The organism is Bradyrhizobium sp. USDA 4503 (assembly GCF_054055815.1).
In genome coordinates, this window is record NZ_JBSRXS010000001.1 from 7,429,634 (window position 1) to 7,442,216 (window position 12,583).

The 12,583-nt window shown below is 64.8% G+C and carries 13 protein-coding genes; 5 read left to right on the top strand and 8 right to left on the bottom strand.

What is annotated here, in order from left to right:
• Window positions 1-54: 54 nt before the first annotated feature.
• From ACVMIH_RS35340 to ACVMIH_RS35350, 3 genes are read left to right on the top strand one after another with little or no spacing between them, the layout of a single operon-like run.
• Window positions 55-705, top strand: a complete 651-nt coding sequence (locus ACVMIH_RS35340; protein ID WP_168858541.1) for an isochorismatase family cysteine hydrolase — start codon at window positions 55-57, stop codon at window positions 703-705.
• Window positions 702-2,069: an epoxide hydrolase family protein gene (locus tag ACVMIH_RS35345; protein WP_057019282.1), complete on the top strand. Its 1,368-nt coding sequence runs from the start codon at window positions 702-704 to the stop codon at window positions 2,067-2,069. The genes ACVMIH_RS35340 and ACVMIH_RS35345 overlap by 4 nt, the downstream gene beginning before the upstream one ends.
• A gap of 35 nt (window positions 2,070-2,104) precedes the next feature.
• Window positions 2,105-2,398 (top strand): putative quinol monooxygenase, encoded by a 294-nt coding sequence (locus tag ACVMIH_RS35350; protein WP_456864887.1) that lies wholly within the window; start codon window positions 2,105-2,107, stop codon window positions 2,396-2,398.
• 19 nt (window positions 2,399-2,417) lie between these two features.
• Here the strand turns inward: ACVMIH_RS35350 and ACVMIH_RS35355 are convergent, their stop codons facing one another.
• The 6 genes from ACVMIH_RS35355 to ACVMIH_RS35380 all read right to left on the bottom strand — a co-directional run bounded on the left by ACVMIH_RS35355 (window position 2,418) and on the right by ACVMIH_RS35380 (window position 8,018).
• The gene (locus ACVMIH_RS35355) at window positions 2,418-2,606 is read right to left on the bottom strand and encodes a Rossmann-fold NAD(P)-binding domain-containing protein (protein WP_038386258.1); all 189 of its coding nucleotides are present in this window, start codon (window positions 2,604-2,606) and stop codon (window positions 2,418-2,420) included.
• A 107-nt stretch (window positions 2,607-2,713) separates the two neighbouring features.
• Window positions 2,714-3,604, bottom strand: a complete 891-nt coding sequence (locus ACVMIH_RS35360) for an MBL fold metallo-hydrolase (protein WP_456864889.1) — start codon at window positions 3,602-3,604, stop codon at window positions 2,714-2,716.
• Between the two features lie 94 nt (window positions 3,605-3,698).
• Window positions 3,699-4,751 (bottom strand): histidinol-phosphate transaminase, encoded by a 1,053-nt coding sequence (gene hisC, locus ACVMIH_RS35365; RefSeq protein ID WP_456864891.1) that lies wholly within the window; start codon window positions 4,749-4,751, stop codon window positions 3,699-3,701.
• Between the two features lie 103 nt (window positions 4,752-4,854).
• On the bottom strand, window positions 4,855-5,709 hold the full coding sequence (locus tag ACVMIH_RS35370) for an FAS1-like dehydratase domain-containing protein (RefSeq protein WP_456864893.1): 855 nt from the start codon (window positions 5,707-5,709) through the stop codon (window positions 4,855-4,857).
• A 27-nt stretch (window positions 5,710-5,736) separates the two neighbouring features.
• Window positions 5,737-6,837, bottom strand: coding sequence for a CaiB/BaiF CoA transferase family protein (locus tag ACVMIH_RS35375; RefSeq protein WP_456864895.1), 1,101 nt, complete (start codon window positions 6,835-6,837; stop codon window positions 5,737-5,739).
• Window positions 6,838-6,848: 11 nt separating this feature from the next.
• Window positions 6,849-8,018: an acyl-CoA dehydrogenase family protein gene (locus tag ACVMIH_RS35380; protein ID WP_050386889.1), complete on the bottom strand. Its 1,170-nt coding sequence runs from the start codon at window positions 8,016-8,018 to the stop codon at window positions 6,849-6,851.
• Window positions 8,019-8,170: 152 nt separating this feature from the next.
• On the opposite strand from ACVMIH_RS35380, the gene ACVMIH_RS35385 reads away from it, so the two are divergent.
• Entirely contained in the window at window positions 8,171-9,094 is a 924-nt protein-coding gene (locus ACVMIH_RS35385) for a LysR substrate-binding domain-containing protein (protein ID WP_028334965.1), read from the top strand.
• A gap of 111 nt (window positions 9,095-9,205) precedes the next feature.
• Here ACVMIH_RS35385 and ACVMIH_RS35390 read toward each other — a convergent pair whose 3' ends face one another.
• Entirely contained in the window at window positions 9,206-9,799 is a 594-nt protein-coding gene (locus ACVMIH_RS35390) for a thiamine pyrophosphate-dependent enzyme (protein WP_253625688.1), read from the bottom strand.
• Window positions 9,799-10,359, bottom strand: coding sequence for a thiamine pyrophosphate-binding protein (locus ACVMIH_RS35395; protein WP_156436427.1), 561 nt, complete (start codon window positions 10,357-10,359; stop codon window positions 9,799-9,801). The genes ACVMIH_RS35390 and ACVMIH_RS35395 overlap by 1 nt, the downstream gene beginning before the upstream one ends.
• 368 nt (window positions 10,360-10,727) lie before the next feature.
• On the opposite strand from ACVMIH_RS35395, the gene ACVMIH_RS35400 reads away from it, so the two are divergent.
• Complete coding sequence (locus tag ACVMIH_RS35400; protein WP_456864897.1) at window positions 10,728-12,446, top strand: adenylate/guanylate cyclase domain-containing protein; 1,719 nt, start codon at window positions 10,728-10,730, stop codon at window positions 12,444-12,446.
• The last annotated feature ends 137 nt before the right edge of the window (window positions 12,447-12,583 follow it).

Sequence of the window (12,583 nt, forward strand, 5' to 3'; positions counted from 1 at the left end):
GAGCTCGTCATCGAAGCAAATCCAACCGGCCGCCTGATAGCCAAGGAGCGATCGATGTCCCAGATCACCTATCCACGCGAGCGGACCGCGCTGCTCCTCGTCGATCCTTACAATGATTTCCTCTCCGAGGGCGGCATGGTCTTTCCGCGCATCAAGCCTATCGCCGACGAGGTCGGGCTGCTCGACAATCTGCGCCAGCTCGACGGCGCGGTCCGGGCCGCCGGCATCCAGGTGGTGATCGTCCCGCACCGTCGCTGGGAGCCGGGCGATTATGAGGATTGGGATCATCCCAATCCGACTCAACGCTTGATCATGCAGCGCCATAGCTTTGCGCGCGGCGAATGGGGCGGGGAATGGCATCCGGACCTTGCGCCCAAGCCTGGCGACCTGATCGCCCAAGAGCATTGGGGGCAGAGCGGGTTCGCCAACACCAATCTCGATTTCCTGCTGGAGCAGAAGGGCGTCACGCATGTGATCGTGGTCGGGCTGCTGGCCAACACCTGCATCGAATCGACCGCCCGCTTCGCAATGGAGCTCGGCTACCACGTGACGCTGGTGCGCGATGCCACCGCCGCCTTCTCGCACGACATGATGCACGCCGCTCACGAGCTGAATGGCCCGACCTACGCCCATTCCATCCTGACAACCAAGGAGGTGATCGCGGCGTTGCCGGCGGCCTCTCATTCCAAGGAGACTGTCAAATGAGCGCGCCATCGAAGACGCCCGTTGCAATTGCGATAAGCCAATCGACCCAGGAAGCGATCGACCAGGACCGGCGCAGGCTGCTGACGGGCGCGGCGTTGGGCCTGGCTGCTGCCGGTGCTGCCAGCCTGTTCCCCGCGCATCCCGCCGCAGCGGCCACCAGCGATGCGATCCGCCCGTTCCGCGTCGACATTCCCGAGGAAGACCTTGTCGATCTTCGCCGCCGTTTGGCCGCAACCCGATGGTCCGACAAGGAAACCGTCAATGACGACTCCCAGGGCGTCCCGCAGGCGATGCTGCGCGATCTCGTCCGCTACTGGCAGACCGACTACGACTGGCGGAAGGTGGAGGCGCGGCTCAACGCCCTGCCGCAGTTCATCACCGAAATCGACGGGGTGAACATTCACTTCATTCACGTCCGCTCGAAACATGACAATGCGCTGCCGCTGATCGTCACGCATGGCTGGCCGGGTTCGGTCATCGAGCAGATGAAGATCATCGACCCGCTGACCAATCCCACCGCGCATGGCGGCAGTGCGTCGGACGCGTTCCATCTCGTGATCCCGTCGATGCCGGGCTACGGCTTCTCCGGCAAGCCGACCACGGTCGGCTGGGATCCCCAGCGCATCGCACGGGCCTGGGTGCAATTGATGAAACGGCTCGGTTACAGCAAGTTCGTGGCGCAGGGCGGTGACTGGGGTTCGCCGGTCTCCAATGAGATGGCCAAGCTTGGTGCGCCGGAGCTGCTCGGCATCCACGTCAATCTGCCCGGTGTCGTTCCGCCCGAGGTCTTCAAGGCGGTCATCACCGGCGGCCCTGCGCCGGACAATATGTCGGCGGAGGAGCAGCACGCCTTCGACCAGATCAAGCTTCAATTCGCGAAACGGCGGGCCTACGCGCAGATCATGGGCACGCGCCCGCAGACGCTTGCGGCCTTTGCGGATTCGCCGGCCGGCCTCGCCGCCTGGCTGCTCGATCACGGCGACGGCTATGCCCAGCCGGCCTCCGCGATGCAATCAGCTGTGCTCGGGCGCGAGGTCAACGGGCATTCCGCCGGCGCACTGACCCGCGACGACGTGCTCGACAACATCACGCTCTACTGGCTGACCAACACGGCGATCTCTTCGGGCCGCCTGTACTGGGAAAACAAGACCAACCTTTATCTGCCTGCCAATGTCGCGATCCCCGCCGCGGTGACCGCATTTCCCGGCGAGAGCTTCGTGGCGCCGCGGAGCTGGGCGGAGAAGGCCTATCACAAGCTGATCTACTTCCATCAGGCTGAAGCCGGCGGCCACTTCGCCGCATGGGAGCAGCCCGACATCTTCAGCAGGGAAATTCGCGACGCGTTTCGGCCGCTCCGCAGCTGATCTGAACGTGCAAAAGAACCGAAGGCGGATTCGTCATGTCGAAACTTGCACTGATCGCCACCGTCGAGGTGGCGCCGGAGAAGCGCGATCACGCGCTGTCGCTGCTGTCAGCGCATGGCGCCCGGTCGCTCAGGGATGAACCGGGCACACTGAATTTTGAGATCCTGGTGCCGCGCGAGGATGCCGCCAAGCTCTTGATCTACGAGGTCTATCAGGATGACGCCGCGTTCGAGGCGCACCGCAATGCGCGGTCGATCGCGCAGTTCCGCGAGGAGAGCGCAGGGCTCGGCATCAAGATATCAGCGATGCGGTGCACGCCTGCCGCCTAGGGAGCTGCCGCGAGCGGCGTTACGCCTTGAGGCAGGCGCCGCGCTCGGACAAAACCTTCTCGGCCTTCGGCGTCAGCTCGTAGAGGTCGCCGTCCTTGGCGACGTATCCCTCCCTGATGAGCCGGTCGACTTCGCCTTGCACGTCGTCGGCGAAGGCGATGGATTGGGCGATGTCGCAGAGAACCGCGACCTGTTCATCTCTAAGCATGGCGTCCTCCGTCAGGGCGGGGAACGCGCAAGCCGGGTTTCGGTTCCAAGGGGCCGGATGATACACCCGGCTTTCACCCGGTGAGCTGTGGCTCCGGGTGTTGCATCTTACCCATGCCGCGCGTCGAGCACCGGTGCGTAGCCACCACCGTCCCGACGAACATGAGCACAGCGCGGGCCGCGGAAGTGGGCGGGTATGACGAGGCGGCCGCTGTCCGCAGCCTCTTCCAGGATCTTCGTCCTCGTCTCGCGCGCGAGCTGCGGGTTGGCACAGGATGATGTCGACAGATCGGGCTGGAAGATCTGCACCGGATTGTGCACGGCATCGCCGCAAAAGATCGCGCGATGTTGTGCGTAGTCTACCATCAGCCCCATCTGGCCGCTGGTGTGGCCCGGCAGCGGGACCAGCCGCAGGCCCGGTCCCAACTGATGGCCATCGTCGACCAGATCGACACGGCCTGCCTCGACGATCGGGATGACGCTCTGCTCCAGGGCGCGGGCGTGGATCGGCGGGGCACGCCCGGCATCATGCTGTGTCATCCAGTCGGCAAGCTCGCGGCGGCCGAACAGATACTGCGCGTTAGGAAAGGTCGGCTGCCAGCGGCCGTTGTCCTGGTGCGTATTCCAGCCGACGTGATCGACATGCAGATGGGTGCAGAATACGACGTCGATGCCGGCCGGGTCGATGCCGCTCGCGCGCAGCCGATCAAGGAAGCCGCTGCCGCGCCGCCGATGCCAGGCCGGAATCTCGGGGATGTCCTTCTGCTCGCCGATGCAAGCGTCGATCAGCAGCGTTCGGCCGCCGGTTCGCACCACAAAACTCTGGATCGCGTGTTTCGCGAGCCCGCGGGCGAGGTCGATGAACACCGGCTCCAGCGTGGCACGATGCGCTTCGATCAAGCCGCGATCGTATCCGGGCAGGAATTCGGCGAGCGGAAGGCCGAAATCGTCGTCGTCGACGATGACGTCGACGGTTGCGTCGCCGATCGCAAATCGCATGACCGCTCCTTCCCGGAGAACCGTGCATCCCAACGCGCGGTCACTATGCAGGGTGGCGCCGTCGATCGCAAGTTGCGTTGTTGGTGAACGGCTATCAGGCCATGCCGCGCAGCAGACCGATCAGGCGGCCGCACTCATCGTCCGTGCCGACCGTGATGCGCAAAAAGTCCTCGATCCGCGGCTTCTGAAAATGCCGCACCAGCACGCCGCGCTCGCGCAACCTCGCGGCGAGATCGGCGCCGCGATGGCTGGGATGGCGGGCGAACACGAAATTCGCCTGCGACGGCAGCACCTCGAACCCCAGCTCAATGAGGCTGCGGACCAGCGCCTCTCTGCTCCTGATGATGCGTTGCCGCGTCTCCTCGAACCACGCCTCGTCCTCGATGGCGGCGACCGCGCCGGCGATCGCGAAGCAGTCCAGCGGATAGGAGTTGAAGCTGTCCTTGACGCACTCCAGCGCCTCGATCAGCGGGCGTTGGCCGATGGCGAAGCCGACGCGCAAGCCGGCCAGCGCGCGCGATTTGGAGAGCGTCTGGATGACGAGCAGATTGTCGCGGCGCGCGACCAGCGGCACGGCGCTCTCGGCGCCGAAGTCGACATAGGCCTCGTCGACCACCACGAGCCGGTCGGGATGCTCGGCGAGCAGCGCCTCGATCGCGGCGCGCGGCAGCGCGGTGCCGGTCGGTGCGTTGGGGTTGCACAGCAGGATTGCGCTGCCGGGCCGCCGGTAGTCGGCAAGCTGCACGCGCATCGCGGCGTCGAGCGGCACCGTCTCGTAGCTGACGCCATAGAGGCGGCAATAGACCGGGTAGAAGCTGTAGGTGATGTCGGGAAACAGCAGCGGCGTGTCGTGTTTCAGCAGCGCCGGGAAAGCGTGGGCCAGCACCTCGTCCGAGCCGTTGCCGACGAACACCTCGTCCGCCGTGACGCCGTAACGCCTCGCGATCGCCTCGCGCAGCGCGGTTGCGCGCGGATCAGGATAGAGCCGCAGGCGATCCGTGTTCGCTGTGATCGCCGCCACCGCGCGCGGCGACGGCGGGTAGGGGTTTTCGTTGGTATTGAGCTTGATGAGGCCGTCGATCTTCGGCTGCTCGCCGGGCACGTATGGCGACAGATTGTGGACGACCGAACTCCAGAAGCGACTCATGATCTGCGACCCAGGATTGAACGCGATCACAATAAGGAATACGAGGCGCTGATGAAAGCGCCTCTTTATTCCCTCGCATTATGACAGGCGTCGTGCTCGCGCGTTACCAGGTCGCCGTGCCCTTCATGGTCGGCTGGCCTTCGGCATTCGCGGTCCACAGCTCCAAGCCGCCGTCCTTGTCGCTGGCATTGATCGAGAACTCGCTGCCCTCGAACAGCGGCTGCACGCCGCGATAGGCGAGCTTCTTCGGCGGCTTGCCGCCGCGCAGCTTGGCGGCGAACTCGACGATGAAGGAAGCCTGCAGCGGGCCGTGGAAGATCAGGCCAGGATAGCCCTCGACCTTGGTGACGTAGTCGCGGTCGTAATGAATGCGATGGCCGTTGAAAGTCAGCGCCGAGTAGCGGAACAAGAGCACCGGGTCGGAGACGTGGCTTTCGCGATGCTGCGCGACCGGGGGAGGCGGCGGCGCCTTGGCGGGCGCTGCGCCTTGTGTGCTCGTCATCTCGCGATAGACGATGTCCTGCCGCTCGCGCACCGCAAGCCCGCGCGAGGTCGTCACCTCGTGATTGACCGAGACGAAGCACAGCGTGCCGGTCGAGCCCGATTTGACCGTGACGTCGACGATCTTCGAGCTGCGTTTGGCCTCATCGCCGATGCGCAAGCTGTCGAAGAATTCGAGCTCGCCGCCGGCCCACATCCGCCGCGGCAGCGGCACCGGCGGCAGGAAGCCGCCGCGGGTCGGGTGGCCGTCGGGGCCGAGCTGCGACATCGGAAACACCGGCTGCGCCAGGCACCAATGCGTGGTCCACGGCGCGGCGTCACCGGCCTTCGGCTCGCCGATCTCCTGGAACAGCGTCGCGCGCAGCCCCATCACGAGATATTTGGTGACGAGGTCGGAGGCCTCCGTGGTCTTGCCGATCCATTGGCGGAGATGATCGAGGTCGAGTTTGTCGCTCATGATTGTGTTGCCCGGGCAGGAGGGATTTCAGGAACGTCTGCTGCGCTCGCCGATCGCGGGCACCTTGCCGTAGTGCCTGTCCTCGCCGACCACGATCGCGGCCGGCGCCGGATAGCTGACCTTGCCGTTCGGCGTGTCGACCTCGATGCGGCGCAGATGCGGATGTTTCGCGAGGTCGTCCATGCTGTTGACCTCGGCAAAGGCAATGTCGGCCTCGGCGAGCTTCGCCAGCAATTCCTCGCGCGTCAATTTGCCGAAGCTGTCGCTGACGATTCCGTCGGTCAGCACCCGGTTGCGCACGCGCTCGACCATGTTGGCAAAGCGCGGATCGTCGGGCAGGCCGGGCTGGTCCAGCACCTTGGCGCACAGCGTCTTCCACTCGCGCTCGCTCTGGATCGAGATCAGGATCTCCTTGCCGTCCTTCGAGCGGAACACGCCGTAGGGCGCGATCGAGGGATGGGCGAGGCCGATCCGCTTCGGCGACTTGCCGTCCTCGGCATTGAGCAGCGGCACGGTGAGCCAGTCGGCCATCACGTCGAACATCGAGATCCGGATGTCGGCACCGTCTCCGGTGCGACCGCGGCCGATCAGCGCCTCGAGGATCGCGGCATGCGCGGTGGCGCCGGTTGCGACATCGACGATCGACATGCCGACGCGCGAGGCGCCTTCCGGGCCGCCGGTGATCGAGGCAAGGCCGCTTTCGGCCTGGATCAACAGGTCATAGGCCTTGCGGTCGGCATAGGGACCGGTGTCGCCATAACCCGTGATCGTGCACATGATCAGCTTCGGGTAATCCTTGCGCAGCCGCTCGCGCGCGAAGCCGAGCTTGTCCATCGAGCCGGGCTTGAGGTTCTGCAGCAGCACGTCGGCGCCCGCAATGAGCTCCTCGAGCTGCGCGCGGCCATGCTTGGTGGCAAGGTCGACCACGGCGGAATCCTTGCCGCGGTTCAGCCAGACGAAGTAGCTGCTCTGGCCCTTCGCCGCGGCGTCGTAGCCGCGGGCGAAATCGCCCTCGGGTCGCTCGATCTTGATGACATGGGCGCCGGCGTCGGCGAGGCGTGACGAGCAGAACGGCGCGGCAACCGCCTGTTCGACGGCGATGACGGTCAATCCCTCAAGCGGCAGCATGATCAAGCAACTCAGTAGGAGCGGGGCATGCCGAGCACATGCTCGGCGACGTAGGACAGGATCAGGTTGGTCGAGATCGGCGCCACCTGATAGAGCCGGGTCTCGCGGAACTTGCGCTCGACGTCGTATTCCTCGGCGAAGCCGAAGCCGCCATGGGTCTGCACGCAGGCATTGGCCGCTTCCCAGGAGGCATCGGCCGCCAGCATCTTGGCCATGTTGGCCTCGGCGCCGCAGTCGAGGCCGGCTTCATATTTGCGGGTGGCTTCCTTCACCATCAATTCGGCGGCGCGCATCGAGGCATAGGCCTTGGCGACCGGGAACTGGATTCCCTGGTTCTGGCCGATCGGCCGCCCGAACACGCTGCGCTCCTTGGCGTAGTTGGTGGCCTTGGCGATGAACCACTTCGCGTCGCCGACGCACTCGGCGGCGATCAGGATGCGCTCGGCATTCATGCCGGAGAGGATGTAGCGAAAACCCTTGCCTTCCTCGCCGATCAGATTCTCCGCCGGCACCTTCATGTCGGTGAAGAACACTTCGGTCGTGGCGTGGTTCATCATGGTGCGGATCGGGCGGATCTCCAGCCCCTTGCCCTTCACCTCGCGCATATCGACGATAAACACCGAGAGACCGTCGGTGCGCTTCTTCGACTGCTCCTTCGGCGTGGTGCGCGCCAGCAGGACCATCAGGTCGGAATATTCGGCGCGGCTGGTCCAGATCTTCTGGCCGTTGACGACGTAATGGTCGCCCTCGCGGCGCGCGAAGGTTTTCAGCGACGAGGTATCGGTGCCGCTGGTCGGCTCGGTGACGCCGAACGCCTGCAGCCGCAATTCGCCGGTCGCGACCTTCGGCAGATACTTGGCCTTTTGCGCGTCATTGCCGTGCCGCAGCACGGTGCCCATCGTGTACATCTGAGCGTGGCAGCCGCCACCATTGCAGCCGGCGCGCTGGATCTCTTCCAGGATCGCCGCCGCCGCCGACAGCTTCAGGCCGGCGCCGCCATATTCCTCGGGGATCAGCACCGAGAGATAGCCGGCCTCCGTCAGCGCATCGACGAATTCCTTCGGATAGGCCATCTGGCGATCGAGCTTGCGCCAGTATTCGCCTGGAAACTGCGCGCAGAGTTTTGCCACCGCGTCGCGGATGTCGGAATGGTCGTCGATGTGTTGATCGTGTGCGGTCATTGTTTCGTCTTGCCGAGAGGTTGCGCCAGAGCGTGTTCGAGCGAAGCGGAAATCGGTTCGCGTGAAGAAAACGCCCGCTGTTGTGGGGCCCCGGTAAACTCCCTATGCTGTTTTGTTATAGCGTATGAACCTGCCTTCCAGGATTGGCAAGCATGGATTTCCGCCAGCTTAGGACCTTTGCTTGCGTCGCGGAACTCGGGAGCCTGAGCAAGGCATCCGATACCTTGCGGGTCGCGCAGCCGGCGCTGAGCCGGCAGATCAAGCTGCTGGAACACGAGCTGCGCACCGAATTGTTCACGCGCAACGGTCGCGGCATGGTGCTGACCGATGCCGGCCGGCTGCTGCTGGCGCGCACCAGCGGTATCGTGCGGCAGATCGACCAGATCCGCGACGACATCCAGTCCGCTGGCGGTGCACCGTCCGGGCGCGTCGTGCTCGGGCTGGTGCCGACGGTGAGTTGCGTGCTGTCGGCGCGGCTGGCGCGGCGCACGGTGGAGCGCTATCCCGGCATCTCCCTCTGCATCGTCGAGAGCTACAGCGGCCATCTGATCGAGTGGCTGCATCGCGGCGAGATGGACCTTGCCGTGATTTACGGCCCGTCGGTCGATCTGCATCTGGCGGTGCAGAGCCTCGGCCGCGACAGCATCGTCGCGGTCGGCCCGCGCGGCAGCGGGCTGAAGCCGAAGAAGCAAGTCGACTTCGGCTGGCTGATGCGCCAGCGCCTGGTGCTGCCAAGTCATTCGCACGGCCTCCGTGCGCTGCTCGAACATGCCGCGGCGAAGAAGAAGATCGATCTCGACGTCAAGCTCGAGGCAGATTCGTTCCGCGTGCTGACCAGCCTGGTCGAGGAGGGGCTCGGATATACCCTGCTGCCGCCGTCCTCGGTACGCGCCGAGGTGGCGGAGGGTCGGCTCGAGACCGCCGCCATCGCGCGGCCGGCGCCGCGGCGCGAGCTGACCCTGGCCTCGCCGGTCGAGCATCCCGGCTCCAACGCGATGACGCTGATCGCGAAGCTGTTACGCGATGAGGTCGCCGCGCTGCGCGCCGAGGGGCTCTGGGATATCCAGCTCGCCTGAGTTCCGTCATTGCGAGGAGCGATAGCGACGAAGCAATCCATCCGTCCGCGAATGCTGCGCGATGGATTGCTTCGCTTCGCTCGCAATGACTGGGTCGCACGCATTCTGCTCTCAGCTCACCTTGAAGCCGAGATGGCCGCGGAAGCGGTTCTTCAGGTAGGTGCCGTCGCGCGGCGGCAGCGCGCGCTCGACTTCGCCGGCGGCGATGCGAATGCGCGCCAGCCGCGGGCCGCCGCCGAGATCGCGCAGGCTGTTGCGGAATTTCTCAATACCGGCCATGTCGGCGATCTCACAGACATTGCCGATGCCCGCGCCATCAGCGATCACCTCGAGCCTGGCGCCGAGGCCGGAGTGACTCGGCTGCATGCCCGTCTCGCCGAAATGGCCGTTGTCGAGCACCGCGATCGAGAGATTGCCGGGCTGCTTGGTCGCGATCGTCAGCAGGCTGCCGATCCCCATTAGCTGCTCGCCGTCGCCGGTGACGACCAGTACCGGGCGCTTCGGCTGCGCCAGCGCGAGGCCGAGCCCGACCATCGCGGCGCCGCCCATCGCGCCCCACAGATAGAAATTGCCGGGATGCTCGCCGGCGTCGAACGCGTCGTAGGAGGAGGAGCCGAGCCCGGAGATCACGAGCAGATCGCCGCGGTCGGCGAGCAGCGCCTTCACGGCGGCGCGGCGATCGAGAGTGCCTGTTGATGCCGACATCAGTGCGTCTCCCTGGTCCACTTCTTGCGGCCGATCATCCGCTGCGAGATCAGCACCGCGACCTGCTGGTCGCCGTCATAGGCGAGCGAGGCGGCGGCCGAGATCACCTCCTCGGCATCATCGGGGTTCTCCAGCCGCAGCACGGTGGTGCCCATGATCTCGAACGCCTGCGGCGTCGCCCGGCCCATCGGGATCTGCCAGGGATTGAACTCGGCCCATTCGCCGCGCATCGTCACCAAGGTGAGCAGCGGGAAACGGCAGCTCGCCATCAGCGACAGCATGTTGACGCAATTGCCGACGCCGCTCGATTGCATCAACAGCACCGCGCGATCGCCGCCGAGCCAGGCGCCGGCCGAAAGCGCCACGCCCTCTTCCTCTGTCGTCAGCACCGTGGTCTTGATGTCGGCATCGGCGTGCGACAGCTTGATCAGCTTGGAATGTCCCGCATCGGGAACGTAGGACACCTGTGCTACGCCAAAGCTCTTCAGCGTGCGGTAGATCGCAACCGGCCAGTCCCGGCTGGTCGCGCTGTCCTGGTGAACGGCAATCTGGTCCATCATGGCCTCGGCGGTGGCGTTTTCGAACGAACCGGGTACCGGTTCGCGAAGAAAAACGCGTCAATACAAGGGACGCGCATGGGCGCGTCCTCACACCGCTGGCTTTAAGCCAGGTCAGGGGTTTATTCTCTTCGCATCTGGCTCGCCCAGCTATGCCGGAATTTTATAGGGCCCAAGGTTTTGCAGGGCCGACGCAAGCGAAATGGCGGCCGGAGCCGGCTGCGTCTTTTGGTCGGGTCGAGCAACAGCCCCATTACGGCCTAAGACGATGCTCTATGCTAGAAGATGCCGGTTGGCGGCCGCGCCGGGCTTCATTTTCAAGGCTTTATTTCGCATATCGATATATCCGTCGCATTTTCAGGGATCAGGGCATGATTGTCCGAGATCGGTTTCGCGGCCTCTTCCCAAAGTATTTTCTCGCGCTGTTCCTGGCCGTCGCGCTTCCGCTCGTGATCAACGGGTCGATCGAAGCCTGGTTCGGTTACCGCGATCAGCGCGCAAGGCTGGACCAGTTGCTCGGTGTTCAGGCGGCTTCCGCGGCCGCTGAAATTCATAACTTCATCTCCGACATTGCAAGCCAGCTCGGCTGGCTGGTCCAGCTTCCCTGGACCGACGAGGTCGATGAGGGACGCCGAACCGATGCGTTGCGTCTGTTTCGTCAAGCGCCGGCCGTCGTCAGCCTGACACTCATCGACAACAATGGGTTGGAGCGTCTCTACGTCTCACGGGTCGGCCTCAATCGAATTGAAAGTCGTATCGACCGATCGGCTGAACCTGCGCTGGTCGGCGCCCACGCACGCCAGGTTTGGTTCAGCGATGTCAGCTACAACAGAGGCTCAGAGCCGTATTTGACCATTGCGCTCGTGGGTAACCGATCCGCGGTCGGCGCTGTCATCGCCGAAGTCAATCTCAAGCTGATCTGGGATGTCGTATCGGCGATCAAGGTGGGAGAGACGGGCCTCGCCTTCGTGCTGGACCGGCCGGGCCGTCTCATCGCCCACCCCGACATCAGCCTCGTCCTCCGCGGGCTGGAAGAAACAACCTCCCAGCCGTTTCGCACCATACGCGACTCGATCGGCCCGGGAGCGGGCTTTGCAACGGGCCGCGACGGACAGGGACGTCCGGTTGCCGCCCGCGCGGCTCCGGTGGCGGGTCCCGATTGGACCGTCGTGGTGGCGCAGCCGCTCTCCGAGGCTTACGCCCCGATCTATGCCGCGTTGCGACGGACCACAGTGCTTCTCGCAGGCAGCACCGTATTTGCAGGGCTGCTCGCTTATGCATTCGCGCACCGGATGACCGAGCCGATCAGGCTGCTCGAGGAGGGGACGGAGCGGATCGGCGCCGGATCGTTCGAGCACCGCATTTCGATCCAGACCGGGGACGAATTTCAGCGTCTGGCAAGCAGCTTCAACAGGATGGCGGGCGAGCTCGCGCTGGCGCAGCAGCACCAGGAGCGGATCGCGAAGCTCAAGCGGTTTCTCGCGCCTCAAGTCGCCGATCTCGTCGATCGTGCCGGCGATGACAGCGTGCTTGATGGCCGCCGCACCGATGTCGTCGTTGTGTTCTGTGACTTGCGCGGATTCACCGCGTTTTCCGCAGGCGTCGCTCCCGAGGAGGTCATGAGCGTGCTGTCCGAATATTATGAGGTTCTGGGCAGGGTCATTGCGCGGTTCGAAGCAACGCTCATCAGCTTCTCGGGAGACGGGCTGATGGTGCTGGTGAACGCACCCGTGCCGGTCGAGGAGCCGGCGCTGAGAGCCGTCGACCTCGCGACCGAAATGCAGAAGCGCGTGCAGGGCTTGATCGGCGGCTGGCGGTCGCGGGGCTACCAGGTTGGCTTTGGAATAGGGCTTGCCAGTGGATCGGCGACGGTTGGGCGGATCGGCTACGAAGACCGGCTCGATTACACGGCGATCGGCAGTGTCGTGAATCTCGCCGCCCGCCTGTGCGCATCTGCCGCAGATCGGGAAATCCTGATGGACGCAGGGACCGCCGCAAGCGTCAGAGGCAAGCGCTCCCTGGAGGATATCGGGAGTCGCCAAATCAAGGGCTTCGATGACGCCATTCCGGTGTTCGGAATATCTTTTTGATGTGTGTTGGCCGATGCCGGCCGGAGCGGTTCGGTGCAGTCCATTGGCGACTGGTTTCGGATCGTGGGATATACTTCCGCCGACGGCGAACGCCAGCGGGTCGATAGAGCATGAGTTGCGCTCATTCTCGTGCAGCA